The 26,457-nt window shown below is 45.6% G+C and carries 18 protein-coding genes; 12 read left to right on the top strand and 6 right to left on the bottom strand.

The window, feature by feature from the left end; translation table 11 throughout:
- Positions 1 to 101 precede the first annotated feature (101 nt).
- Positions 102 to 1,490, top strand: coding sequence for an outer membrane channel protein TolC (tolC, locus tag MASE_RS02615; RefSeq protein ID WP_014948205.1), 1,389 nt, complete (start codon positions 102 to 104; stop codon positions 1,488 to 1,490).
- 135 nt (positions 1,491 to 1,625) lie between these two features.
- Here the strand turns inward: tolC and MASE_RS20030 are convergent, their stop codons facing one another.
- Positions 1,626 to 1,778: a hypothetical protein gene (locus MASE_RS20030; protein ID WP_014948204.1), complete on the bottom strand. Its 153-nt coding sequence runs from the start codon at positions 1,776 to 1,778 to the stop codon at positions 1,626 to 1,628.
- Positions 1,779 to 1,987: 209 nt separating this feature from the next.
- Between MASE_RS20030 and MASE_RS02610 the strand changes: the two genes are divergently transcribed.
- Positions 1,988 to 2,842 (top strand): ion transporter, encoded by an 855-nt coding sequence (locus tag MASE_RS02610; RefSeq protein WP_014948203.1) that lies wholly within the window; start codon positions 1,988 to 1,990, stop codon positions 2,840 to 2,842.
- Positions 2,843 to 2,954: 112 nt separating this feature from the next.
- Here MASE_RS02610 and prsT read toward each other — a convergent pair whose 3' ends face one another.
- A complete protein-coding gene (prsT, locus tag MASE_RS02605) occupies positions 2,955 to 5,729 on the bottom strand; it encodes an XrtA/PEP-CTERM system TPR-repeat protein PrsT (RefSeq protein ID WP_014948202.1) in 2,775 nt (924 codons plus the stop codon).
- Between the two features lie 305 nt (positions 5,730 to 6,034).
- On the opposite strand from prsT, the gene MASE_RS02600 reads away from it, so the two are divergent.
- The 4 genes from MASE_RS02600 (at position 6,035) to MASE_RS02580 (ending at position 12,375) form a co-directional block, all read left to right on the top strand.
- On the top strand, positions 6,035 to 7,825 hold the full coding sequence (locus tag MASE_RS02600) for a DEAD/DEAH box helicase (protein ID WP_014948201.1): 1,791 nt from the start codon (positions 6,035 to 6,037) through the stop codon (positions 7,823 to 7,825).
- Between the two features lie 129 nt (positions 7,826 to 7,954).
- A complete protein-coding gene (gene cysG, locus MASE_RS02595; protein WP_014948200.1) occupies positions 7,955 to 9,337 on the top strand; it encodes a siroheme synthase CysG in 1,383 nt (460 codons plus the stop codon).
- Between the two features lie 317 nt (positions 9,338 to 9,654).
- Positions 9,655 to 11,223, top strand: a complete 1,569-nt coding sequence (locus MASE_RS02590) for a tryptophan halogenase family protein (protein WP_014948199.1) — start codon at positions 9,655 to 9,657, stop codon at positions 11,221 to 11,223.
- Positions 11,224 to 11,370: 147 nt separating this feature from the next.
- The gene (locus tag MASE_RS02580) at positions 11,371 to 12,375 is read left to right on the top strand and encodes a hypothetical protein (RefSeq protein ID WP_014975626.1); all 1,005 of its coding nucleotides are present in this window, start codon (positions 11,371 to 11,373) and stop codon (positions 12,373 to 12,375) included.
- Positions 12,376 to 12,382: 7 nt separating this feature from the next.
- Here the strand turns inward: MASE_RS02580 and ccoG are convergent, their stop codons facing one another.
- The 3 genes from ccoG to MASE_RS02565 all read right to left on the bottom strand — a co-directional run bounded on the left by ccoG (position 12,383) and on the right by MASE_RS02565 (position 16,879).
- Complete coding sequence (gene ccoG / locus MASE_RS02575; RefSeq protein ID WP_014948196.1) at positions 12,383 to 13,756, bottom strand: cytochrome c oxidase accessory protein CcoG; 1,374 nt, start codon at positions 13,754 to 13,756, stop codon at positions 12,383 to 12,385.
- Between the two features lie 234 nt (positions 13,757 to 13,990).
- Positions 13,991 to 15,388 (bottom strand): aminotransferase-like domain-containing protein, encoded by a 1,398-nt coding sequence (locus tag MASE_RS02570; RefSeq protein WP_014948195.1) that lies wholly within the window; start codon positions 15,386 to 15,388, stop codon positions 13,991 to 13,993.
- A 93-nt stretch (positions 15,389 to 15,481) separates the two neighbouring features.
- Positions 15,482 to 16,879 carry a PhoH family protein gene (locus tag MASE_RS02565; protein ID WP_014948194.1) on the bottom strand — a complete coding sequence of 466 codons (1,398 nt, stop codon included), beginning with the start codon at positions 16,877 to 16,879 and terminating at the stop codon, positions 15,482 to 15,484.
- A 521-nt stretch (positions 16,880 to 17,400) separates the two neighbouring features.
- Between MASE_RS02565 and MASE_RS02560 the strand changes: the two genes are divergently transcribed.
- The gene (locus MASE_RS02560; RefSeq protein ID WP_014948193.1) at positions 17,401 to 18,798 is read left to right on the top strand and encodes a gluzincin family metallopeptidase; all 1,398 of its coding nucleotides are present in this window, start codon (positions 17,401 to 17,403) and stop codon (positions 18,796 to 18,798) included.
- Position 18,799: 1 nt separating this feature from the next.
- Here MASE_RS02560 and MASE_RS02555 read toward each other — a convergent pair whose 3' ends face one another.
- On the bottom strand, positions 18,800 to 19,591 hold the full coding sequence (locus MASE_RS02555; RefSeq protein WP_014948192.1) for a DUF4019 domain-containing protein: 792 nt from the start codon (positions 19,589 to 19,591) through the stop codon (positions 18,800 to 18,802).
- A gap of 329 nt (positions 19,592 to 19,920) precedes the next feature.
- Here MASE_RS02555 and rapA point away from each other — a divergent pair, with 329 nt between their 5' ends.
- The 5 genes from rapA to MASE_RS02530 all read left to right on the top strand — a co-directional run bounded on the left by rapA (position 19,921) and on the right by MASE_RS02530 (position 26,442).
- Complete coding sequence (gene rapA, locus MASE_RS02550) at positions 19,921 to 22,782, top strand: RNA polymerase-associated protein RapA (RefSeq protein ID WP_014948191.1); 2,862 nt, start codon at positions 19,921 to 19,923, stop codon at positions 22,780 to 22,782.
- Positions 22,783 to 22,831: 49 nt separating this feature from the next.
- A complete protein-coding gene (rluA, locus tag MASE_RS02545; RefSeq protein WP_014948190.1) occupies positions 22,832 to 23,548 on the top strand; it encodes a bifunctional tRNA pseudouridine(32) synthase/23S rRNA pseudouridine(746) synthase RluA in 717 nt (238 codons plus the stop codon).
- 150 nt (positions 23,549 to 23,698) lie between these two features.
- Positions 23,699 to 24,586 carry a DUF3530 family protein gene (locus MASE_RS02540; RefSeq protein WP_014948189.1) on the top strand — a complete coding sequence of 296 codons (888 nt, stop codon included), beginning with the start codon at positions 23,699 to 23,701 and terminating at the stop codon, positions 24,584 to 24,586.
- Between the two features lie 142 nt (positions 24,587 to 24,728).
- Entirely contained in the window at positions 24,729 to 25,052 is a 324-nt protein-coding gene (locus MASE_RS02535; protein WP_014948188.1) for a hypothetical protein, read from the top strand.
- Positions 25,053 to 25,095: 43 nt separating this feature from the next.
- Positions 25,096 to 26,442, top strand: a complete 1,347-nt coding sequence (locus MASE_RS02530; protein ID WP_014948187.1) for an AmpG family muropeptide MFS transporter — start codon at positions 25,096 to 25,098, stop codon at positions 26,440 to 26,442.
- The last annotated feature ends 15 nt before the right edge of the window (positions 26,443 to 26,457 follow it).

The following is a 26,457-nucleotide window of genomic DNA, read 5'->3' as shown; positions in this document are numbered from 1 at the left end:
GGACTTTCGGTTTGTGGTTGAATTTTCATACACTTGGTTTTAATAAGTCGTCTCAACGAATAAACGACGACGCAACTTGAACACAACAGGAAGACGTAAGCATGAAACGAACACTTCTGTCGCTAGTTATCGGTGTTTCGATGACAACTGGTGCGCTAGCCGATGACCTAATGCAGGTATATCAACAAGCACTGGCGAACGATCCATTGGTAAACCAAGCGAAAGCGCAACGTGATGCTGCGTTCGAAGGAATCAGTCTTAGCCGCGCAAGCCTACTACCCCAAATCTCTGGCTCTGTGGGTTACACTCACGCCGAGTCTGAACGCTTTCAGCAGCTTGGTCCGGATACGTCCTTTACATCAGATACTACTGTCGACACCACGGATTATGGTATTTCCCTAACAATGTCGCTTTATGACCACGCAAACTGGCTTAACTTGAATCGCGCCGAAAAAATTGCAGAACAAAGCGATGCACAACTTGCCGCTAGCATGCAAGACGTTATCGTGCGTACGGTTACAGCTTACTTTGACGTATTGCGCGCTCGTGACAACGTAGAATTTGTAGGTGCTGAAAAACGCGCCATTGAGCGTCAGCTTGAGCAAACACGCCAGCGCTTCGAGGTTGGGCTAACAGCTATTACTGACGTACACGAAGCACAAGCGAACTACGACAGTACAGTAGCTCAAGAAATCCAAGCGAAAAACCAGCTTGAGTTTGCCCTTGAAGCACTTCGTGTTATTACCGGCAAGTACCACGACCGCCTTTTCGGTCTAAATACAGAGAATTTCTCTGCGACTATGCCAGTACCAGAAACGGTAGACAGCTGGCTAGAGACCGCGCAGGACCAAAACCTTGCTCTATTAGTTGACCGTTTGGCCATGGACGTGGCAAAAGAGGACATCGCCATTGCACGTTCAGGCCACTTACCAACCTTGGCATTGTCGGGTCGATATGGCCGCTCTAAAGACGATGTTGAAGGTGAGTTTATTACTGATGATGGTCAAACCGCACCCGTTGCTTACGACACGCCGTACCTTGATAGTAAGTCTATAGGTGTAACGCTCAGCGTTCCAATCTATCAAGGCGGTAGCGTAAGCGCGCAAACGTCGCAAGCGAAGTACAACTACGTAGCGGCCAGCCAAGCCGCAGAGCAGACGTATCGTCAAACGGTACAGTCAGTTCGTAGCTCGTTTAATAACGTAAAAGCGTCTATCTCTACTATTCGTGCTCTTGAGCAGTCAGTGGTGTCTGCAGATAGCGCACTTAAAGCCACAGAAGCGGGCTTTGATGTAGGTACACGTACTATTGTTGACGTATTGGACAGCACCCGTAACTTGTTTGACGCTCGTCGTAACCTTGCGGGCGCACGCTATGACTTTATTCAGTCAGTGGTTACGCTTAAGCAAGCGGCAGGTACATTGACAGGTGAAGATGTGGCTATGATCAACCGTGGTCTTAAGCCAGCAGAAACCAAAACCAATGGCTAACATTAAGTAGTTGATTGCGCCAAGCGCTGTCAAAAGAATGAAAGGGTAGCCTATGCTGCCCTTTTTTATGCCTACTAGTTTTACTTAGTTGATAGCAAAAGCAGGCTCTATCCAAACGGTGATGAGAAAGGAATGCTACGCTGCGGGCGTAAATCTTTTTAGTGCACTGAGCAGTTGGCGATATTCTGCGCGCAAGGCTTCAGCATTTTGTTTTGTTGGCGCGAAATTAGATAGGCGTTCAGCCACGATATGCAATTTCTCTTGCAACAACCGTAATTCATCATCCATGATTATGCCCTTTATTTTTAAGCCTATGTATTTGGCTAGATAAACGTTTAGGTCACGTGTGGCGACACAGGTTTTAAAACGCCTTTTGTGCCCCTACATTTGTAAGCAATAAGTGCCTTTATTCAGCACTACTGATTATTTAGTATACCGCCAATCGCGCTTACCACAAGCCTTTGGTTATTTGGTTTTTCTTTGAGTGATAAATAGAAATGCAAGCCTCTGAACTTCAAAATAAATTTGAGCGCATTCGAGCCAATAAATGGTTCGAAGCCTTTGTAATTAGCGTTATCGTTATTTCAGCGCTTCTCGTAGGTGCCAAAACCTATGAATTGCCAGCAGGCATGTCATCCGTCACGTTATTCTTAGATTGGTTTATCAGTGCATTCTTCCTGACAGAGATCACCATACGATTTTTGGCTGAAAAACGTAAACGCTACTTTTTCAAGAGCTTTTGGAACTGGTTTGACACACTGATTGTGGTTATTAGTCTCATTCCGGCAGACGATACCGAACTGGCACTTATCGCCCGTTTGGTGCGTGTGTTCCGCGTATTGCGTATGATTTCGATCATTCCCGAGCTCAGGATCTTATTAGTTTCTTTGGTTAAAGCACTGCCCCAATTAGCATATGTCATGCTGTTGATGTTTATCATTTTCTACATTTACGCAGCTATAGGCAGTACTTTATTCGAAACCATCAATCCCGTGCTGTGGGGCGATATCACTATCTCGATGCTAACGCTCTTTAGAATTATGACATTCGAAGATTGGACCGATGTAATGTACGAGACTCAGGAGGTTTACTCGCTAAGCTGGATTTTCTACCTTACCTTTATTTTCTTTACTGCGTTCGCGTTCTTGAACATGGTGATTGGGATCGTGGTGAACGTGATGGAAAGAGAAAACGAAAAAGCACGAGCAGAAAAAGAAGCCGCTTTACTTGAAGAGCAAATTGCACAAGGAAACGTAGAGCCAACCCTTCAAGATGTCATGAAAGAACTACGAGAGTTAAAGGCGCAGATTACTGCTAATAACGAACATAGCACAGTAAGCAAAACCAGCTAGGCGCGTTTTGCTCCAATAGCATGATTGAAAAAGGCCACATTGATGTGGCCTTTTTCGTTTCTCGCAAATGGAATGTTTAGATCTAAGCTAAAGCATAATAAGCTATACGAGCCTAAAGCCCGTACTGCTGCTTAAGCGACTCAGCCCTTTGTTTTGCAGCTTCGGACTTAAACTCTCGACTTGCTAGCTTGCGCGAGGCGAGCGCTTTTTTATCGAGTTCAAGCAACACACTCACGTGGTTTAAATACACATCGTCGTTCGCAATAGGACGTGCAGAAACTTCTTCGTACAGTTTGAGGGCAGCGGCTTTATCACCTTTAGCCACATAAATTTGCGCTAGCGTATCTACTGCGTCAGCGTTCTCACGTTGCAGCGATACAGCTTTTTTAGCAAGTTCTTCGGCTCGAGTAAGGTTTTTATCTTCAAACGCCAAATACGCTAAGTTGTTTAAAACAACAAAGTTATCCGGTGTTTTAGTTAGCACCTGCTCATAGGTTTTAATGGCTGCAGCTCTGTCATTGCCGATTTGACGCTCTGCTAACAACATGGCACTTGGAATGTCGTTACTGTGCGCCTGAACGTGTTTTTCAAGAAACGTAAATGCCTGAGCTTTTTTACCCGACATCTCAAGCGCCGCTATCAACAACAAAGCGTTATCTGAGTTAGGCGTAGCGTCATAGGCGGCTTTGGCATGCTCTACAGCTTGCTCAGGCGCTTTATCGATAAGATGTAAGCGCGCTATTACGCCTCTAACGAAAGGCAGAGTCTTAACATCATCGGCCGTGCTATTAATGATTTCCCATGCAGGTTTTGCCTGCCCAAGTCGGCTGTGAAAATAAGCTTTCAATAAGGTTAACTGTGCATCTGGACGTTTAGCCAACACCTTATTGGTTAACGTCAGCCCCTGATCAAATTGCTTTTGAGAGTCGACAATCAACAACTTACCCAATACCGCATTTTTATCTTGCGGGTAAAACGATAGCCAACGATCAAAAAACGCTGTCGCGTCTTCTACGTTGTTGGTGGCGATAAGCGCTTGACCCTTTAAGTTCCAAAACGCTTGTGGCGACGCTTCATTACCTTCTACATCTGACAAAAGCGAAACCGTTTTATCAAGCTGACTGTTTAACGAGTACATTCTTGCAAGAAGAAGTCTTAAGTTCAGATTTGTTTTATTGGTATTGAACTGTGTTTGAGTATGCTTGATAACGTCCTGTGCGTTCCCCTTTTCCGTTGCAAGGGCAAACCAAAGCGCTAGCGCCTGTACATCGGCGGGGTTCTTATCAATAAAGGCGCGAACAAAAGAAATCGCGTTATCTTTTTTACCTTCGGCTACCAGTAATTTAGCGCGAGAGTAAAACACCTCATTCTTTGCACCTTCTAGCTCGCTAGCTTTATCTAGATATTGGGCGGCCTCTTGGTAGGCTCCCTCTGCCGTCGCAATATTCCCTAGGTAAATAAGCGGAGCTGCAGTTTCAGGTGACTGTTCATGCCACTCTTTCGCCGCACTTTTTGCTTTTTCAAGCTGACTAGTAGCAATATAGGCGCGAAGTAATGTAGCCTGTGACGTTACAGACTCTGGCGACTGCTCTACGGCTTGTTCAAGATTAACTAAGCCATCAATATCATTTAGTGATAACTGCAAAACACCTAAGCGAGATAAGTCTTCTGCCGTGGTACTCACCGCTTCAGACTTTGCCACCATTTGCTGTGCACCGACTACGTTACCGTCTTTTAAAAGCTGATAACTTGCCTTAGAGAATAGTGCGGCATCAATACCTTGCTCGCCTTCTACCCTCGCTAATACTTCAAGCGCTTCATCATTTTCACCGAGCTGCAGCATGCTGTCTGCCAGCATACGAAGACCAGGGTGATTATCAGGAAGACTAGAAGCCACCATTGTCAGGTGACGCTGTGCCGCTTCAAAGTCTTGAATTTGATATGCACTGAAGCCCGCAACCAAACGCACGACCTGATCACTTCTTCCATTTTGAACGGCAATTTCCAAGTGTTCGAGGGCCTTAGCATAATTTTCGTTGGCCGACTCAATGATGCCTTTAAAGGTATTAAGCAGCGGATGGTTTTCATTTAAGGTCAACAAGTCATCTACAATAGGTTCTGCTTTGTCGAGCTCTCTTATTTCAATCAGTAGCGCTGCATAGGCAAATTTGCTGGTTACGTCGTCAGGATACTGACTCACATACACGCCGTAGACTTCGGCAGCTTTACTCGGCTCACCTTTTTGAAGATAAATTTTTGCTAGCTGTTGTAGCACGTCTTTATTGGTGGGGGCTTGTTCTCGCAGCTTCTCGGTGGCGGCTAGCGCTCCATCCATGTCGTTGTCTAAAACAAAGGCATAACTGTCAATAAGGCCTTTATAGACTGAGCTCGTATCTAGGGTTGATAAATCAGCCAGTAGCGTTTGAGCTTCTTCGTTTTTACCTAGCTGCATTAAAGCCTGTAGCTTATAAAAACCCACCTCGGCTGATTCAACTGCTGACATCCCTTCTGCGCGATAATCTACTTCGGCCAGCGCATTTTCTGCCCCTGACTGTTGGTAAGCGACCGACAATAGAGGAATGACTTGGCTAACAGGATGCCCAAGTTCCATTGCCTTGTTGAGTTCTTTTTCAGCAGCTGAAAAATTACTTTGCTGCAAGTACAGCTTGCCAAGTTCAAAGCGCGGTGCTGCGGCATCGGGCGCTTTTTGAATGGCGTTTTTATATTCAACAATGGCGGCGTCGATTTGTTGAGAAGAGGCGTAGTTCCTTGCATCTGCCAAATGGCTTTCCACTGATTTTTCACTACATCCAGATAAAAGCGCGCTGGTCAGCATTACCGCTAACGTTGTGCGTTTAAGTAATGTATTGGGTTTCATTTTTGTCATTGTAATTCCTTGCCCTACCTCAACTTTTTATTGTCACATCGCTACACATTGAAAATAGCGCATGGTTTACTGTCTATTATTTCATCTAAACTGTGCAATTTCGTGGCAACCTTGCCATTATTCGAATATAATATGGTTTTTTGCAACACTGCTGGCAAGCATATCGCGAAATACGCTACGAATACGCTTCATAAACTCGCCCGAAAGGCCAGTTCATCGCTGTATAGCGTCTTGCGATAATAAACCGAAAAAGTACGGTTTAATCGTATGCCGCACCCTCCTTACTTAATGCACCAGGATCCTTAATGACCACAACTGTCGACATGACATTTAAAGACCTCAATTTACCAGAACCTATCTTACAAGCCCTTGAAAAAGTTGGCTACGAGAAACCGTCTCCTATTCAAGCTGAGAGTATTCCTCTTTTACTTGAAGGGCACGATTTACTCGGTCAGGCACAGACAGGGACAGGAAAAACCGCTGCGTTTGCCCTGCCCATGTTGGCAAATATCGATCCTGAAGAACGTAAGCCGCAATTACTGGTATTGGCCCCAACCCGTGAACTAGCTATTCAGGTTGCAGAGGCGTTTCAGGTTTATGCGAGCTTTAGTCAAAAAATTAAAGTACTTCCAGTATACGGCGGTCAGTCGTACGACAACCAAATTCGCCAGCTTAAGCGCGGCGTTCAGGTTGTTGTAGGTACACCAGGCCGTATCATCGACCACATTAAGCGCAAAACGCTAGACTTAAGCGAACTTAAGTTCTTAGTGCTAGACGAAGCTGACGAAATGCTTCGTATGGGCTTTATCGATGACGTTGAACTTATTCTTAGCCACGCACCAGAAGAGCGCCAAACCGCACTGTTCTCGGCAACTATGCCTGGCCCAATTAAGAAGATTACTCAGCGATACTTGAAAGACCCTAAGCACGTTAAAATTGCGTCTAAGGTAAGTACAGCTAGCACCATTCGCCAGCGTTATTGCCAAATTGCACCACACCACAAGCTTGAAGCGCTAACGCGTATCATGGAAGTGGAAGTGTTCGACGGTATGATCATATTCGTACGTACGAAAACCGCTACGGTTGAACTAGCAGATAAACTCTCTGCTCGTGGTTACGACGTAGAACCACTAAACGGTGATATTCCTCAGGCTGCTCGTGAGCGCACTGTTGAAAAACTTAAACAGGGTAAAATCGACATTCTTGTAGCTACTGACGTAGTAGCCCGTGGTCTTGACGTTGAGCGTGTAAGCCACGTTATCAACTACGATATCCCGTACGACAGTGAATCTTACGTACACCGTATCGGCCGCACTGGTCGTGCTGGTCGTCAAGGTGATGCGATCCTATTTATCTCTCATCGCGAAAAGCGCTTGTTATTCTCTATCGAGAAAACTACCAAGCAGCCAATTGAAGCAATGCCAATTCCTTCAATTAGCGAAATTAATGAAACACGTTTAAGCCGCTTCAAACAATCAGTTGCCGAAGCAACCCAAGACGATAGCATTGAATCACTAATGCCTATTGTTGAGATGATTAAAGAAGAAAACGAAGCGTCCCCTGAAGTATTGATGGCGGCACTGCTTAAAATTGCGCAAGGCGACGAACCGTTAATTCTTAAAGAATCAGATCGTCCAGATATTAACAGCAAGCCTCAGCGCGACAGCCGCGAGAGAAACTCTCGTGACCGTGATGGTCGTGAGAGAAAGCCAAGAGTACCTCGTGGAAACCGCAAGCCTGAAGAAGGCATGCAGCGCTTCCGCATTGAAGTAGGTCACGTACATGGTGCGAAGCCTGGAAATATCGTTGGCGCTATTGCTAATGAAGCAAACATAAATTCGAAGCACATTGGCGCTATCGAAATTTATGACAACTTCAGCACGGTAGACCTTCCTGAAGGCATGCCTAAGGAAACGCGCGATACGCTACAGGGCACCCGTGTTGCTGGTCAGCGTTTAAACATTCGCGAATGGTCAGATACACCGCCGGCTAAAGGTCGTGGCGATCGTGGTAACCGTGGTGACAGAGCGCCTCGCGGCAATCGTGAAGACCGCCCTAATCGCGGAGATCGCGAAAACCGTAAGCGTAAGAACTGAATAGCAATACATTCAGCCTTTATATAACTAATAGCAATATAAAGGCTGTTTTCGTTGTTTTCTAATTAAAAAGAATTGGCGCAAAATAGTGTCAGTTCTTTTTTTGTATTTGAAGCTAAGAAAACCTTTATGGATTACTTTCCGTTATTCCTAGACGCCAGAAAACTCAATGTTCTAATTGTTGGGGCTGGTGAAGTAGCTGCCCGTAAGCTAGAGCTTATTATGAAGACACCTGCGACCATCACCGTGGTGGCGCCTTGGGTTTGCGATACGGTGAAGCAATTGGCGCAAAATGAGAAAGTGACACTTATTGAACGCGAGTTTGAAAATAGTGATCTCACCCATAAAGATATGGTCTTCATTGCCACAGATAAAGGCGATGTTAATCAACATATTCACGACTTAGCACGCGCTAACAAAGTGTTGGTGAACGTGGTGGACAATACGCCGCTTTGCCAATTCATCACCCCCTCTATTGTTGACCGCTCTCCTATCGTTATTGCTATGAGTAGTGGTGGTGTAGCGCCTGTTTTGCTTCGTTATTTACGTCAAAAGTTAGAGACTGTACTGCCTGCTAACTTAAGTCGACTTGGCGCATTTTCTGAAAAATTCCGCGAAAAAGTAAAACAAACGCTTAATGGCGTTACCGCTCGCCGATACTTTTGGGAAGACGTGCTCGATGGTGACATTGCTGAAATGGTAGAAAAGGGCCAAGACAGCAAAGCCGATGATGCATTCGAATTAGCACTGCAAGCCGCGGCTCAGGACAAAAAAGTAGAAGGGCAAGTGTATTTGGTGGGAGCAGGTCCTGGCGACCCCGATCTTCTTACCTTTCGCGCCTTGCGCTTAATGCAAAAGGCCGACGTGGTAGTCTATGATCGCTTAGTATCGCCGCAAATTCTTGAGCTTGTACGCCGTGACGCTGAGAAAATCTACGTGGGTAAGGCCAAAAGCAATCACACGCTTCCTCAAGACGACATTAACCAGCTAATGGTTGATGAGGCCAAAAAAGGCAATCGCGTAGTGCGTCTAAAAGGCGGCGACCCATTCATATTTGGACGCGGTGGAGAAGAAATTCAAACCCTCATTAAGCACGGTATTGAGTTTCAGGTTGTGCCGGGCATTACCGCAGCAAGCGGGGCATCTAGCTATGCGGGTATTCCCCTAACTCACCGCGATCACGCACAATCCGTGGTATTTGCCACCGGTCACCTAAAAAATGGCACTATCGACCTCAACTGGCCAGCCCTTGCACAGAAGAATCAAACCGCTGTGTTTTATATGGGTTTGACAGGCTTGCCGATTATCTGCGAAAAGCTCATTGAACACGGTCTTGATGCCAATACGCCTATCGCTTTAGTTCAATCGGCGACTACCGAAAAGCAGGCGGTACTAACAGGCACGCTAAGCAATATTGTGGCTAAGCAAGAAGAGGCGCAATTACAGCCTCCTACACTTATTATCGTCGGTTCAGTTGTTAGTTTACGTGACGAGCTAAACTGGTACCAATAATCCCTTCCTGCCCCTTTGTGTAAATAAAGGGGCTCTGTACCAGCTTTCCGTTTATGAACGTCGGCTTCGACTTACCTCCTCTTCAACATTGCTCTGCCGCAATTTCCCAACCGACTACCAACATCTGCCCCAATAATTTCCCTGTGTATTATTGGCAGTAAACAATGCTGCCTGTACTCGTAGTTAATTGCGCTATTTCCTGACTACCGACTAATTATGTAAACGTTTCCACTTACATTTAAGTCCCATTTAATATACATTTAAGAAAAACCAAATCATTAACATTTTGTTTTCATAAAGTAGGCTTTGGGAAAAATATGCATCAAGCGAATAGCGCCCTTCGTCGTATTGTTGTTGTAGGTGGTGGTGCCGCTGGCTGGTTAACCGCTTCAATCATCGCTGTAACGCACAAGCACGATGACAATATTAGTGTCACTTTAGTTGAGTCACCAGATGTCAGTATATTGGGTGTAGGCGAAGGGACGTGGCCTACTATGCGCAGTACGCTTCTTAAAATTGGTATCAGTGAAGAAACCTTTTTAGCCCAGTGCAATGCGTCTTTTAAGCAGGGTACCAGTTTTCACAATTGGCGCTCAGACACCATTGAACATCAGTACTACCACCCTTTCAGCCTGCCATTTAGGTACTTTGAAAGCGACGTTGCGGCATGGTGGCAAAGCTACGCAGCAGAGCAAGATTTTGCACATGCCGTATGTTCCCAGGCCGCATTATGCGACCACCACCTCGCCCCCAAGCAGCGTCAAACGCCTGCGTATGCTGGCATTGCAAACTATGGTTATCACCTTGACGCAAACAAGTTTGCAGCCTTACTTCAAAAGCACGCGACAACGGTTTTAGGTGTTCAACATATTGTGGATCATGTGGATGATGTGGTTGGCTCATCTTCAGAACCTATTGCTGCAATAGTGGGTCGTGAACACGGTAATATTACTGGTGATCTATTCATAGATTGTACAGGCTTTGCGGCAAGGTTAATTGGTCAGCACTATGGTGTCCCCTTAACATCTTGCTCCAACGTACTGGCCAACGACAGTGCTATCGCAATCCAAGCTCCCTACGTTGACAGCTCAGTTGATATTGCCTCTACCACACACTCAACAGCTCAAGACAGTGGCTGGATTTGGGATATTGGTTTGCCTTCGAGAAAAGGTGTGGGATACGTGTATAGCTCGGCGCATTGCAGTGAAGATGAAGCAAGAGCAACACTGGAGACCTACTTAAAGCACGACAAGAAAACCGCTGATGTGGATGTTAGCAAAGCGAGAAAGATCACATTCTCACCGGGCTACCGTAAAACGCTTTGGGTAGAGAATTGTGTCGCCATCGGCACATCCGCTGGCTTCCTAGAACCTTTGGAAGCGTCGGCGCTTGTTATGATTGAATTATCTGCCACCCATATAGCAAAACAACTGCCTAGAACATATAAAGAATGCCAAGCGGCTGGTCGACAGTTTAATCAGGCTTTTGAAAAAAAATGGGAAAGAATAGTCGACTTCCTAAAGCTTCATTATGTGTTGAGTGAACGTGAAGCTTCTGCTTACTGGCGTGATATGCGGAACCAAGAGAGCTGCTCCACCCAGTTACAAGATTGGCTAACCCTGTGGAAAAGCCGCAGCCCTATTTCATCTGATTTTGAACTTCGTGAGGAATTGTTCCCCGCTGCCAGCTATTTGTTTGTTCTATACGGCATGGGATTCAGGTCGCAGTACAATGATGTCTATCAAGCTAATTTACACACCCCTGAACAGCGGCACGCCTACGCAAAACATGTACAAAGTATTCAGCAACAACTCAGTGGTTTACCCACTAATCGACAGTTTTTGAATCAAGTAGCACAATCCCAAGGTCTCTCAATGCATTATTAACGCTCACTGCCCTTTGCTAGGGTAATGGGCCGGCACGACCCATTACCCTAGCAAAGGCTTCAAAATAGCCTTTGCCTTGTTTTTTTCATTTTCACGCGCATACTCACAAAATGAGTGATCAATTATTGAGTTAACCCCACGATAACAATGAAGCTTCATACTTCCTCGAAAAAAAAGAACATTTGGCGCTTTATTAGCAAGGTAACGAGATACCTTGGTCTCGCTACGATCCCTGTGGTTTTCCATGTTCAGCATGCGCTTTCTGAACAACTCGAGTTCAAAAGAAAGAAGACTGATACCGGCATGCAGTTCTATTACGAATGGATTGACGGTGCGAAGCAGCGACATAACCTCAGGTTTGAAATTCCCTTTGAGTCAATTGAAGACTTGCCGCTCAGGCAAACTAATTATAAGCCCAAAATAGCACAGCGACACGTGACTGTTGCGTTGACCAAAGCAGCAAAGGCTATCGACCCCAAGGACGCAAAAATAACAATCAAGCCCTTGAGAGAAGCCATTAATATTAAAGTGTCGGGGACTGACGAAGAGAAAATAGAAGACGTTCAAGCGCATTTACGTGACGTACAGCAAAACGCTTACGATAGCTACTTGCATGAACATTACTTCACGCGCTTTACGACCATATTTAACCAAAGTGCCATAAAGCCAGATCACCTGCGTTACATCTCTGAGTCAGTAAAACCTTTGGTGTCCGTTTCTCAAGCGTTTTACGAGAAAGTTGCGTCTGAGTCAGATTCTAGAGCCTATTTTTCTTTAATTCTCAGTTGGCTGCAAAGCATCCCTTACGACACGTTAGAAGATAGAGTAGTGAGTAATGGCTCTGGGTATGCGCCGCCCATAAGTGTGCTTATGCAGAACCTAGGGGACTGTGACAGTAAAGCAGTGTTAGCGTCTTCAATGGTAAGAGCTTTTTTACCCACTACAAAGATGATTGTACTTTACCTGCCCAACCATGCCTTGCTTGGAATTGCATTAACCCCCATGGCAGATGACCGAACCATAGAGCACGATGGCGACGTTTACGTGCTCTATGATCCTACGGGTCCGGCACTCATTCCTTTCGGGCAAGTATCCGAAGATACAGAGCGCAACATTGTGACCGGGCGCTACCAGGTAGAAGTAGTAGAGTAAGTTTCATCTACATTTGCCTGTTATTCCCTGAATAGAACATCACTTCATTGCCAATCACACTGTTGGTAGATTTATCGATAATAACAAAGCTAACAGATTGCATGGTATTAGCCATTGGCGACAATGCTTCAACTGAAAACGGCACATTTCGCTTTTCGCCTGGTGCTACGTTTATAGTCGGTACGTTAATAAGCTGCATATCTGATGGCGTTTCTATAGCAATTTCATAGGTTTTGGCCACGCGGGATTTATTTAAAACGGTTAACGTATAAGTGTTTTCAATGTGTCCCGCGTTGTTCTCTCTGTAAAGCGCGTTGCGGTCACGGCTAATTGAAGCTTCGAAGTCCTGCCTGTCGATAGCCCACTCGCCCATTGCGAGCAGTATGGCAATGATTGCGGCGCCGTAAAGATAGTTAGTGAATTTACGCCCCGAATTTCTGCCGGCTCGCGAAAAATTGATAAGTTTGAGTGGATAGCCAAATTTGGCCATGACCTTGTCGCATGCGTCAATACACAGGCCACAGTTAATGCACTCGTACTGAATTCCTTCACGAATATCGATGCCTGCTGGGCAGACTTGAACGCATAAATTACAATCCACACAATCGCCCAAGTCTTTGTGCTGTGAAAAACGCTTCCTTGGTCCGCGACTTTCTCCTCTGGTTTCGTTGTAAGTAACCAATGACGTACTGTTATCAAACATCGCAGCTTGAAAGCGAGAATAGGGGCACATGTGCGTGCACATTTTCTCTCGAAGCCAACCGGCATTGGCATAAGTGCAAACGGCAAAGAACATTGTCCAGCCTGAAATTAACGCAGGCGCAGAGAACGTAAAAAACTCCGTATATAGACGAGATGCCGGATAGAAATAAGACATAAAAACCAGCGCAGTAATAAGGCTCAATACCAACCATGCACTGTGTTTTGCCCCCTTTACGACTACTTTTGTTAGTGAGCTAGGCTGCTTATCTAAAGCCTTGCTTTGATTGTGCGTACCTTCAATACGGCGCTCTACCCAATTGAAAGCGAGAGTCCATACGGTTTGAGGGCAAGTAAAGCCACACCATACTCGCCCGTAATGACGGGTGACTAAAAACAAAACAAAAGCCGCAAGAATAAACAGAAAGGCAAAAATCATGAGGTCTTGTGGATACAACACCCATGTAAAAAGCGTGAGGGTTTGACGCCCCACATCAAACAAAATCGCCTGCTGTCCTTGGTATTGAATAAAGGGGAGCGCAACAAACAGCGTCACTAATACTACATTCAAGTATCGACGTATTTTTTGAAAGTGCCCAGTTTCCTCACGGATATAGATTTTTTTGCTTTCTACGGGTGTACAAGCAATGATGTCTTCTTGCCGAATTTTAACTGCCGTCATTAGCTTTCTCCGAAAATTTTGCGCTAATGGTAGGGATTTAAGGCCGTTAAAATAGAAACAGATTAGGGCTTTCTTTATAGATCAGTTGCAATAGTTTTTAAGGCGCAGATATTTAAGGCGTAGGCTTTGAAGTCGCAGATTTTTAAGGTGGATGTTTTTCTTATTTCAAACCTGCACCCTATACATAATGTGCAAAAACTACGGTTTGCGTTACACAGAGTGATAACGCGTTATTTATGAAAGACTTTTTATAAATAGCGAAAGCTTAAGCAGTTGATTGCGCTTCGCTTCATTCAGAGCAAACGATGCATTTAAACGAAAACAATGGTTAAACTCATTGGTTAAGCTAAACAGTTTTCCTGGCGCAATGGTGATGTGTAAACGCAACGCTTCTTTATAAATAGCCATTGCATCAACATGCCCCCGGCATTCCACCCACAAAAAATAGCCGCCGCTATGTGTATGAATAGTCGCAACGTCTGATAGAAGGTCGGTAAGCAGCGCCGTTATCGTCTTCTTACGAGCGATGAGTTTTTTTCGCAGCTGCTTTAAATGAGACTCGTAATTTTTTGTGGATAAATAGTCTACAAGCGCAAGCTGTATCGGCGCACTGGTTGCCAATGTACTCATAAGCTGCTGTTTTTGTATTTCAAGGGCACGCTTACCTGCGGCGACCCACCCTATTCTGTACCCTGCCACTAAAGACTTGGAGAACGATGAACACAACATGCTATCTCCCTCTTTCATAAAATGCTTAATTGGCAGAGGTGGACGCTTATCAGCATAAAGCTCGGCATACACATCATCTTCAATAAGGGCAACATTATACTTATCGAGTAACGCGGCCACCTGCTGTTTTTGACCGTCACTCAATGAGTATCCAACAGGATTTTGAAAGTTGCTCATAAGCCAGCAAGCTTTCACATTATGATTTTTAAATGCGCGCTCAAGTGCAGCTACATCCAGGCCAGTGTTGGGTGATACCGTTACAGTAATCGCTTTTAGACCTAAACGTTGAAGCGCCTGCAGCGTTCCGTAAAACACCGGCGACTCGACCACCACCCAGTCTCCTGGTGTGGTGCATGCCTGCAAACTCAAGTTCAGCGCCTCTAGCGCACCAGCGGTAATAATGATTTCATCAGGCGATATATTCACGCCTTTGGCGGCATAGCGCTTAGCGATGATTTTTCTAAGGTCCAGGTTACCTGGAGGCAAATTATCCATGGCGCTGGTCAAGGAAATTTGCTGGGCGGCAGCTGCAATAGACTTATTTAAATGTTGCCTTGGATAAAGGCTTGGGTCGGGGTAAGCAAATCCTAAACTGAACATGTGGGGGTCGCGAGAGGCCTGCAGCACTTCATATACAAAGTCGTTAATGCTGACGGCTTCTGTGGCCTGTACACGTTCTTTTGAGGCATTGCTCGCTTTAGCTGTTACCAGAAAGCCCGAACGTTCTTGGGAGCTTACTATGCCTTGGCTTTCTAACATCTGATAGGCGTGCAGCACTGTCATTAGGCTGAAGCCTGTTTGTGCTGCCTGTTTGCGAAGCGATGGGAGCTTTTCATTTTCTACCCACACGCCGCGCTCAATCTGCTCTTTAAGTTGGTGAGCTAAAACTTCGTATTTAGCCACGTTATACTCCGATAGTTCCCACCAGCGGAGTATAACAGTGAGGACAGTATTCTGTTATAAAAACAATACTACCAATTTACGCGTTATCTTAGGTTAAAGATTCTCTTCAGCAAAACTCGCAAGACGACTTCTTACCACGCCGTCTAGGTTAATGGTGGCACTGCCCGAAAAGTCTTTAAACTTCTCAACCAAGTAAGTAAGCCCCGAGGTCACTGCGCTCAGATAGTTACTGTCAATCTGCGCGAGGTTTCCGCCCACTATCAGCTTCGTTCCTTCACCACAGCGTGTGATGATGGTTTTAAGCTGTGACGCGGTTAAGTTCTGCGACTCATCCAAAATCACAATCGCATTTTGAATACTTCGGCCTCGCATAAAGTTCACCGACTTGTACTGAATGTTGGCTTTTTCCATGATGTAATTCATAGAACCTTTGGTATTTTCGTCGTGCTTGTGGAGTACTTCCAAAGAATCGGTAATTGCTGCCAACCAAGGCAACATTTTTTCTTCTTCCGTTCCCGGCAAGAAGCCAATGGACTCAGCAATTTCCGGCGTGCTTCGCGTGACAATGATTTTGTCATACATGTTACGCTCTACCACCATTTCAAGGGCCGCTGCTAGCGCAAGAAGTGTTTTACCACTACCTGCCGGGCCGGTAAGGATCACCATATCAATATGCGGGTCTAGCAACGCATGAAGTGCCATTGCCTGCCCAATATTTTTAGGCGTTATGCCCCACGCGTGGCGACCCATTAAGCGTTCGTAACCTAAATCCAACACCTCTAAGTGATCGTCGGTAATCTCTTCTACCAAGCCAGCAAATTGCTTACTTTCATCTAGTAAGAACTCGTTTACATACGCTTCTGGCAACATAGACTTGGGGATGGTGTGAATCGTATCGCGTCCTTCGCTGCGACTATCCACGCTCTTTACGCTGTCCCAAAAGTTACCTTCAAAGGTGTGAAACCCGCGAGATAGATATTTAATGTCAGTAATAAGCTGATCGGTACGATAATCTTCAACATGCGCAAGGCCTGCTCCTTTCGCTTTAAGGCGCATGTTTAAATCTTTAGTAACCAACACGACCTTCTGCGGCGCAAAAGTCTTCTGCAGATGTAGCGCTACGTTAATAATGCGGTTGTCATTCTCGTTGCTGGTAAACACTTGCTGAGCCTCAACCATGTTGAGGTCGGCGAATATAGATAGACTCCCTGTAGGTGCCGTTTGACCCGCGCCCAACCCTTCCATCGATACACCCGCTAGCATATCTTCTGGCGTTGCGTCGTGGAGTAAATCCTCCATTGCCCGAATGGATACCCGTGCATCACGCGCCACGTCTTTTTTGCTGTCTTTGATGTAGTCGAGCTCTTCCAATACGGTCATTGGAATAACAACGTCATGTTCTTTAAAGGAGAGAAAAGCGTGAGGTTCGTGCAGCAGAATATTGGTATCGAGGACGTAAATCTTAGTATCGGTAGAATTTTTTCTTGGCATCCTTCACTCCGGTAAATAAAGCCAGGTTAGACGTATTGTTCATTTATGAACGCACGCGCTAACAAGCTACAGTTACGGTTGTAGGAGAATGCCGCTCGAAACAGGACTTCTTCCCCTACTCGCGTCGACTGAGAAGCAGTACTACTCTTTCTGCCTCAAAGGTTCGTTTGTTAAATTAGCGAACCCTTAATTCCACCATAATCCAGTTTTTGAGATTTAGCACTGTTTTTTCTTTTTTATTTTTCGTTAGAGCAAGTGATAAGCGAAGAGCAGTCCCTTCACGTAATATGAGATAGCACAGCGCTCCCATTCTGCATTAACAAGAAACTGGCATACTTGGTTCGTAACAAATGCTCACACTTTAACTACAGTTAGCGCAGCTTTAGTTGCGTTTTTAATACCCAAATAGGCTAAGGTGTATTTGTTGAAGCGGTGAATTAAACACGGGTGCTAACCCAATGCCACAACACCTCAGTAAAGTGGATGCGTTTAAATTAATAACACTCAGGGAAAGGTCAGCTATGAATTGGCTTAACATCACAAAAATAAAAACGGCCATAAGCATGACGTTAGCGCTACTAGCGTACTTTAACGCTGAAATTGCATGGGCGAATAGCCAAGCGCACAATGATTCTTCCCCTGCTAACATTCTAATCAAGGTTGAGAAAAGCACGGCTGACACGTCTGAAAAATGGGTAGTCACCTACACATTGACTACGCCAGCCAAAACGCTGGCTTTTGTTAGAAACCCAGATACATCAAGAACAACACGTTGGTTCGCGCAAGACAACGACATAGAAATCATCTTTGATGACACCAAACACCAAGAACTTGTGCGCTCGAAGTCAGGCAAGCCCCTCTCTACCGTGTCATTTTTTCTGACGCCCACCTATAAACATTTGGGTAAAGATTACGCACCATTTTCTCCTTTTTCTGATGGTGGAAATGCCTTTCACTCTGGACGACTGTTTGCTTGTGCTAATACCTGTACTGAAGAAGATAATAAATGGCACCTGACACTCAATGTTCCCAGTGATGAACACATATTGTTGAATGGCAAAGTAATGAAAAGCAGCGTGTCGTGGACAGATAACAATGATGGAAGAGTCGTGTATGTGGGTAAGCAACAGCCAATTATTACCGATGATGTGGTTGCCCTAATTGATCCCGGGCTTCCTGAAAGCATTAAAGCTTCGCTAGAAGAAGATATACCCAACATGATGGCGTTTTTCTCCCATTCTCTTAATCCGCTTAAGGGCGAAAAGCCCATGTTATTTGCCTCTTACGCAAACGTAGACGATCACTCTACACAAGGTGGAACACTACCTAACCAGATATTTATGCATTGGAACAGACAAGACTTAAATGAGCAGGCCAAAAACAGCAGCTTTGTTAACCAAACACTTTGGTTCTTTGCTCACGAAGTCGCCCATTTATATCAGCCTGGCAGTACCGAAGGTGTATCAGAGAACGAGGATCAGTCTTGGCTGCACGAGGGCAACGCCGACTACTTTGCGGCAATCGCCATGAACTTCCTCTACGAAGACGCCAATAGCTATGTTGAAAGCCGAATGACCCGCGCTTTCGAGAGCTGTACTGAAGGGCTGGCGCAGACAACGCTGGCTCGTGCTTATAAAAACGGACACTTCAATCTTTATTATTCATGCGGGATGATAATGCACCGCGCCATCGATAGCGTGGTGCAACAAAAAACGTTAGGTGAGGAGTCGCTGTTCACCGTATGGAAGCGACTTCAAAAAGCAGTGAATAATGGCATGCCGCCTGGTACAGCGACGTTCCTAACCTTGTTAGAGCCCTACAATGCACCTGAACTTATCAAAGCCATCAACAATGCAACGAGCGATCATGCTTTCAAAGCCATTCAAGGAATTGAAACTTTGTACCAGTTACCTGGGTAGGCTACTTAATGAAGTAGCCTATTGCTTTATATTCGCCATCAACTTCCACCATAGAAAGGGTCTCTACTTTCATTGTGGTCTGGGAATCAAAGTCAGTGGTGAACGACAAAATTAGGTAGTTTCCTTTAGGCAATCCAGGCAGTGAAGTTGGCGCTTGTGCTAACGCGATTTCCCTCGACTTGGCCGCCCCCAATGGCTCCCTGACTAGCTGCATCGCCTCGGTCCATTTAGCGATTGAAATACCGCTTCTAAAAATAGCCCCACTCTCTTTCCAACTTTGTTCATATTCACCGCTGTCGATAAGTTCCAGCCAACTTGTTGCATCTTCAAGGACTTCGCTACTGACATTAACTGGCTTGCCAGCTTCAATTACTTGGTTGCTACCATTGTTTGCATTGACCGTTTGCGCATAATAAATAGCAACGAACAAACTGATGGCGAGCGCTAGCGTGATCCAAAGAACATGTTGGGGATTCAACGACGTTGGCCGGTCACCCTGCAGCTTAATTGAATGATGAGCTGCGGCATTCTCGCCCGCAGTAGAAGTTTGCGAGGTTGGCTGCCCTTGAGCATGACTTGTAGTGGCATGGGTTTCACCCATTAAAAGCGCATCGGGCGTCGTTTCGAAAACTGAAGCAAGTGCGCCTATTGAATCGTGTGATGCAGATTGTGTTTTCTCAATTCGCTGAATAGTACGCAAACTCAATCCAGACACATCTGCCAGATGCTGCTGACTCCATGCCCTAGCATTGCGAAGTTGTATAAGCTTTTGACTGTCTACTTTCATATCCATCTCGCGCTTCCTCCTGTTAGCTGCGATTCACATACGTTAAAAACGTAACGCGGTTAACAGTAAGAAATATCCATGGTCAGTGATACGACAGTTTTACGCCAACCCTGTGACAAAGCAAGCCTGATGGGCACGTCAACGTTCTTATTCTTTTGCTACCAGCATTCTCGTTGTGAAGCAAAGAAGGCCTACTAGTGCTAATCGTCTTGTTAACGCAGGGCATAGGTACTCAATCCCCCCACCTGCAACCGCAAATCAAATGAGCTAGTATTAATGACTTATCACAACGCAATGCGTACAATACCGCCCCCCGAAAAATAGGTTGGTGATTTATGAGTTCAAATAGTCAATTTTCAGTTGGTCAGCGTTGGTTAAGCAACACAGAAATAGAGCTGGGGTTAGGTGTCGTTATTGGTAGCGACTTCCGTTCTGTCGAAGTGTTGTATCCAGCAACAGGCGAAGCGCGAAAGTATACTAAGCAAGATGCGCCGCTTACGCGACTAATTTTTGAAATTGGCGAAACGGTCAAAAGCCAAGACGGCTGGGAAATGACCATTACTGAAAAAGAAGAAAGCCAAGATCTTTTCATCTATCACGGGCTTCGCGAAGACACCAAAGCGCAAGCGCGATTACCTGAAACCATGCTAGACAGCCACATTCGCTTGAACCAACCTGAAAAGCGCCTGTTCAGTCAGCAATTAGACAACCCTAAATGGTTCGATTTGCGCGAGCGTGCTTTAGATCATCAATACGATTACTTACGTTCAAACACCATTGGTCTTGCAGGTGCGCGCATATCGCTTATTCCGCACCAACTCCACATTGCGTCAGAGGTAGGCGGCAGACACGCACCTCGCGTATTACTTGCCGATGAAGTAGGTCTTGGTAAAACCATTGAAGCCGCGTTAATTATTCACCAGCAGCTTAAAACAGGCCGCGCAGAGCGCGTGCTTATTTTGGTTCCAGACTCGCTCATGCACCAATGGTTAGTTGAAATGCTTCGTCGCGTTAACCTTCCTTTTGCCATTTACGATGAAAGTCGTTGCGAGGCTATAGAGAAGAGCGAAGGCTTACAAGATGACGAAACATCTGACGCGAGCGCTGTGAATCCATTTGAAAACGACCAGCTAGTACTTTGTAGTATCGACTTCCTAAGCAAGAGCGAAAAACGCCAGCAGCAAATTCAAGCTGCAGGATGGGATTTAATGGTTGTCGATGAAGCCCATCACCTTGCGTGGTCAAGTGAGGCTCCCTCTGCCGAATACTTGTGTGTGGAAGCGCTGGCAAACCAAACGCCAGGCGTATTACTGCTTACCGCAACGCCTGATCAACTTGGTCACGAAAGCCACTTTGCCCGCTTGCGCCTGCTCGACCCGGCTCGCTTCCATAGCTACGATGCATTCTTAGATGAAGAATCGAAATACAGCCAACTGGCCGATGCGGTAGCGCCATTACTTTCAGACGCCGAGCCTAACGACAAACAACGCAGCAAACTCGCAGAATTCGCGCCTGACGTAATGGAACATGCGGGTGATTTAAGTGCGCCGGAAAATCGCCATGCGTTGCTGCACCAACTTATCGATTGTCACGGCACAGGTCGTATGCTGTTTAGAAACCGCCGCGCCAATATCGAAGGCTTTCCGATGCGTAAATTAAGCGCTTACGAACTGGCTTTGCCTGAGGTTTATTCAGATGCAGTGAGCGGCGGCGACTTAACCTATTCACTGTATCCTGAACGTATGGCAAGCGTGGTTAACAGCTGGACCAAGCAAGACCCGCGCGTTGAATGGCTGCTTGATTTCATGCAAAGCGTTAAGCCAGAAAAGATTCTGCTTATTTGCGCAAGCGCCCGTACAGCGCAAGAGTTAGGTGAGGTTATTCGCACGCAAACCGGTATTCGCCACAGTGTATTCCACGAAGGCATGAGCATTGTGGAGCGCGACAAGGCGGCCCATTATTTTGCTGATGAGGAAGACGGCGCACAAATTCTACTGTGTAGTGAAATTGGTAGCGAAGGTCGTAACTTCCAGTTCGCTCATCATTTGGTGCTGTTCGATTTGCCTATCACGCCAGATCTGCTTGAACAACGTATTGGTCGTCTTGACCGTATTGGCCAAACCCAAACCGTACAAATTCACGTGCCGTATTTAGCGAAAACCGCGCAGCACGTATTACTAGATTGGTATCACGAAGGGCTGAATGCCTTCGAAAAGACCTGCCCCACGGGCTCTGGTGTATTCGACGACGTTAAGCCTCTGCTTATTGGTGCGTGCTTACACCCTGACGATATGAGCGCGCGTGACGAGCTAGTGAACATGAGTGTTACGCTTAATAGCCAGCTCGTAGCGCAGCTTGAAGCCGGTCGCGATCGTCTCCTAGAGCTTAATGCTTCGGGAGAGGGCCGCGTAGAACAACTGCTTGAAGACATTATCACCCTTGATAGCGAACAAGATTTGTCGCGCTTTATGGGTCGCGTATTCGATGCTATTGGTGTTCAGCAGGACGAAAAAGGCAATGACTGCTTTATTCTTATGCCAACTGAATCGATGGTGAGCCAGCTTCCAGGTCTTGACCCAGAGGGCATGACGGTTACTTACAAGCGCCGTGTTGCCACCACGCTAGAAAACGTGCAGTTTTTAAGTTGGGATCATCCACTTGTGCATACCGCCATGGACGTAGTACTCACCGACGTGCACGGAAAGAGCAGCATGGGCTTTATTGCCGAGCCGTCTTTGCCAAAAGGCGCTTATTGGGTTGAGGCGTTGTTTGTGCTGCAGGCGCAAGCGCCTAAAGCGCTTCAGTTAGGCCGTTTCTTACCTCAAACGCCCGTGCGAGTGTGTTTAGATGCGCAAGGAAACCCGTCTGAATTGAGCTTCGACGTTAAGCGTAAAATTGGACGTAAGATCTCGGCTCAGCTTCTAAAAGCCTTGCAACAGCCGCTTGAGCTTGCCATTGAAAAGGCGCGTAAGCTTGCCCATCAGCAAGCTAACCAAAAGCAACACGACGCACTTAACAGCATGCACAGCACGCTTAACGAAGAAATACAGCGCTTGCGCGATCTTCAAAAGCGTAACCCAGCAGTACGTGACAGCGAAATTGAGTTTATTGAAACGCAAATGAACGCCCTTGATAAAGTTATTCAGGATGCAGATGTTCAGCTGGACGCCATTCGTATTGTGGTAAATAACCCGTAACCTCGAAAGGTTAAACATTCAAAAGCGACTGTGAAGTAACGAGTACATAATGGCGAACCCAAGTTTTGTTTATAACCCACCGATGACACCTTATCTTGATATTTTGTATCAAGATGAGGACATGGTGGTTGCGCATAAACCTAGCGGGCTATTGAGCGTTCCGGGCAAAGCATTAGAGCACCGCGACTCGCTGATTAGCCGGGTGAACCGTGTGTATCCCACCGCCACAGTAGTGCATCGCTTAGACATGGCGACTTCGGGTATTTTGGTGCTGGCGCTTAATAAAGACAGCCATCGCCATATCTCGAAACAGTTTGAATTACGTCAAACTAAAAAGCGCTACTTCGCTCGGGTTCATGGACATGTAGAACAAGACAGCGGAGAGGTTAACCTTCCCCTTATTTGCGACTGGCCAAACAGGCCAAAGCAAATGGTAGACTTCGAGCGCGGTAAAAAAGCCGTAACGCACTTTGACGTCATTGAGCGCACACTGGATGAAAAAGAGCGACCCTATTCTCTCGTTGCCCTTTATCCCATTACCGGTCGCTCTCACCAACTGCGAGTACATATGCTTGCTTTGGGTCACCCTATTTTGGGAGATAGACTCTATGCGCATGAAGAAGCGTTATCCATGGCGCCTCGTTTACAGCTTCATGCTGAAAGCTTGAGTCTTTCGCACCCGACACTTGGGCATTGGCTGCACTTTAATGTCGCCATCCCTTTTAGTCCGTTTTGCCCAAAGCCGCTCTCAGAAAGTTTTGAGTAGCGTTTTAACGCTATTCAACTTTATCAATAGACTCCATTTTAGTTTTAACGCACCCTGCCGATAACCTTCGTATAACGCTTGATGTACGAATTAATTTGATGCTGTCCAAGCTGAATAGATCCAGATTAAGGTAAAGGCAAACCACATTTTATGAAAAGGCACGCTCTCCTTTTAACATTTGCTGTTATTGTTTCGCTATTGCCTATGACAGCTCACTGTGACTTTTTCACAGATGTTAGTCACGCCTATCTGCCTGGAGAAGTGAAACCTTTGATGATTGGAGAAGTTGAATCCCCAATTATTGAAATTGAAGCGCAAACACCATTACCTTTGGGTGTGGCTATCATACTCACAGAGCCTTTTCCCTCTAGCCTTACGCTCGCGCAGGGAAATAGCCTTGCCAACATGCTTGCTGAAAAAGGCTGGAATGTAGTGATAAGTCCGTTTAATTTGCCGGTCAATGTCACGTCCCAGCAGAACCTACCTGCTGAATCTACAAACACCGACATGTCAGACTCTGAAACTACGTCTATGTCAGCCCAAAATATCCACCCCAGAAGTAATCAACTTACGCAGTATCTCAATTTTGAATCAGCAACTTCAGCGCTGAGTTTACAACTCAATGCATTGAATAATTATTTACAAGACAATTCAGGCTACCGTATGGTCATTGCACAAGGCATGCTGGCCACAACTTACTTGTCCGTCGTAGAGCAACAGCCTCAACTTCATCCAGACACTTTCGTAGCCATTTCACCTTTTTGGCCAGAAGAATCAACGAACACATTAGTTATAGATAATATAGCGCAGTCCAGCTTTCCAATATTGGATCTGTCACTAAGTGGATTTAACGACTGGGCGAACAGTACCACGCAAAAGCGAAAGATTAGCGCAAAAAACGCACTAAAGATGCACTATCGGCAAATAATTATTCCCAGCAATTTATTAGCCTTTAGTATAAAGGAGTTTCAGAAATCCCCTCATATTCAGATAGTTGCAAATAGCACTATTGGTTGGACTCGCCACCTAGGCTGGTAATTCGATAATTAACCGATTACGCTAAATTAGTATCCAAAACAATTACCTAAATTTAATGGTGTAAATAGCAAGCCTCTGTCCTAAGCAGTAAGATTGTTATGAACTATAATACTTTTAGCAAACATAAACGGTTGAGTTACTTGTGAGTGTTCAAGATTTCGTAGATAACAAAGCAAAGCAGCTGTGTTTCTATTTGAGAGCATTTTGGCAAGGAGAGCTTCCTATCGAGGAGATCGAGCTATTCTTTTGGGATAGTATGGAAGAATGGGGGCAAATTGATTACACCTTAACGCAGCCCTACACACAAAAAGAACGGGTTTTTTGGCATTTACTTCACCAAGTGCATTATTGGAATGAAGACAAGCTAATTAACGACCAGTTTCTTGTAGATGAACTAAATAACTGCGTGAATTTCCTTGAAGGTTTGGGTCATTGCCCACTCGACTGCGTAGGCATTCGTCCATAGTAAAACTTTCACTTCAACGCGTTATTGCTTCTCACTCTGGTTCATGGCTCAATATGCTTTTGTATTCTTGCCTAAGGCCGCAGTTTTGCTCAACGCTTTAAAAACGTTTAACGACAAACGATACCTCAGTATATTTCTTTTCGGCATTTCCAGTGGCTTCCCTTGGATCATGATTGGTTCAGTGCTATCTGCTTGGCTCAAAGATGAAGGTTTGTCTCGCTCGGCCATCGGCTTATTCGGCATTATTTTCGCGACATACTCTTTTAATTTCCTCTGGTCTCCGCTTGTCGACAAAATCAAGCCCCCACTATTAGGTCAACGACGAGGTTGGATTTTCGCTATGCAAGGCTGTGTAGTTTTGCTGTGTTTAGTGATGTCTCAACTCACTGCAGACCAAGATTTGTTTTATGTTGCATTAATCGGTTTGCTTATTGCTATTGCCTCAGCCACGCAAGATATCGCCATCGATGGTTTTCGCATTGACTGTATTGCCCAAGACGACAAAGACGGCATGTCAGCTGCGTCTTCAGTAGCCACCGCTGGCTGGTGGACAGGTTATGGCGGGCTTGGTGCTATCCCGTTCTTCTTGGCTGACATGACATCTTGGACTTGGCCAAACATTTATCTTTTACTCGGTGCTCTCATGGCTTTATTAATGTGCGCCACGTGTTTAGCGAACGAGCCACAAATTGACCGCGAAGCCTTGCTTGAAAAGATAACAGCCAAAGATACAAAGCAGCCTCCCGTTTTTCACTGGATACAAACTACTCTGGTCACGCCATTCGCCGAATTTTTCAATCGAAACGGCGTTAAATTAGCGGCGTCGTTTTTACTGTTTATCTTTCTATTTAAAATCGGTGAAGCCTTTCTAGGCCGCATGAGTATCGTGTTTTATAAAGAAATTGGCTTTTCTAATAGCGATATCGCTACTTACTCAAAATTGCTCAACTGGTGGGTAACCATTGTGTTTTCACTGTTAGGTGGATTGGTTAACATTCACTACGGTATTTACCGCGGATTAATGATTGCGGGTGTGGCCATGGCCGCGTCTAACTTACTATTTGCACTGATCGCGCAAACAGGCCCTTCCACATCTCTTTTAGCCATAACCGTTATTGTCGATGGCTTTACAGGGGCTTGGAGCACCGTTGCTATGGTCGCGTTTATCTCACTATTGTGTAATCGGGCGTTTAGTGCAACCCAATACGCACTCATGGCTTCCCTGAGTGTTGCGGGCAGAACCTTGGTCGCTTCTAGCAGCGGCTTTGTTGTAGATAGTCTTGAAGGCAATTGGAGCTTGTTCTTTATTCTCACAGCAGTCATGGTAATTCCCAGCCTTTGCTTTTTGTATTCAATTAGGCACCACATAAAGCGCGTTGAGTCACCGTAATTTTATTCTACTTCC

The organism is Alteromonas macleodii ATCC 27126 (assembly GCF_000172635.2).
Taxonomy (GTDB): domain Bacteria; phylum Pseudomonadota; class Gammaproteobacteria; order Enterobacterales; family Alteromonadaceae; genus Alteromonas; species Alteromonas macleodii.
The sequence above is the reverse complement of the archived record's forward strand: the minus strand, read 5'-3'. Positions and strand labels throughout refer to the sequence as shown.